This is a genomic window from Plesiomonas sp. (assembly GCF_051650925.1).
Classification (GTDB): domain Bacteria; phylum Pseudomonadota; class Gammaproteobacteria; order Enterobacterales; family CAMTGL01; genus Plesiomonas.
On record NZ_JBOFRH010000185.1, the window covers coordinates 1 to 1,056 of the forward strand.

General features: G+C 44.0%; 1 protein-coding gene. It reads left to right on the top strand.

Annotation, left to right across the window (positions count from 1 at the left end; genetic code table 11):
• Window positions 1-563 precede the first annotated feature (563 nt).
• A partial coding sequence (locus ACRC27_RS04265) for a type I restriction-modification system subunit M N-terminal domain-containing protein (protein WP_438639269.1) occupies window positions 564-1,056 on the top strand: 493 nt, incomplete at its 3' end.

The following is a 1,056-nucleotide window of genomic DNA, read 5'->3' on the forward strand; positions in this document are numbered from 1 at the left end:
GACTAATCAAGTGTTCACTAAAATGACCGGTGATACAGATATGAAATATCACTTTGAAGGGGCATAACAGTTGTTTTCATACTTTACATCAGAGAATTAACGTCAGTTGCAAGTTCGGCTCTGCTGCAAAAAACATGATGTAGAGCTGAAAATGTGTACAGGGTAAATACGACCAAACTAAGTGCATATTCTCTGTTTAATCAACTATGAAGATGATCGCTTTTAATCAGTGATCATCTTCAACAGTACGATAGCTTTCATCAAAACCTAAAGCAGTAAGCTCTAAGTCAGCGAAAGGTAAAAACACAGGTAGGTTAATTCGGCGATCATGACTTACCTTGCTGGTGGTGATCTTCCGCTATTCGGGTAAATAAAAAAACCGTGCTCTGCCTGATATTCCGCCAAACACGGCACAACTTTCGACCTTTCACACACAACTATGCTTACCGCATAGTCTGAATCTCTGCCTTGTGGCACAATTACAGTCTGTTTTATTGGGTTCGCACCACGATAATCTGCTCTCTACCCTACGCGAGCCAACACATCTATTTAGGCACACATTCATGGCTAAAGCTCCAGCAAAGAAGAACGCCAACAAAAAAGGCTTTGAAGAGACCCTGTGGGATACCGCCAATCAGCTGCGTGGCAGCGTTGAATCCTCTGAATATAAGCACGTGGTGCTTAGTCTGGTATTTCTTAAATTCATCAGCGAAAAATTTGAGGCCAAGCGCAAGCAACTGATTGCCAATGGGCAAGAAGCCTTTATTGATATGGATGTGTTCTACCAGCAGGATAACGTGTTTTTCCTACCGGAAGTGGCGCGTTGGTCATATGTCAAAGCGCGTGCCAAGCAAGATGATATTGCGGTAATTATTGATACCGCGCTCTCTACCATTGAAAAGAGCAATAGCGCGTTGACCGGTGCGTTGCCAGATAACTATTTCTCCCGTCAGGGCTTGGAAGTGAAAAAACTGGCCTCGCTGATTGATACCATCGAAAACATTGATACCCTTGCCAGTGAGTGCCAGCAGACCGAAGAAGATCTGGTGGGCCGTG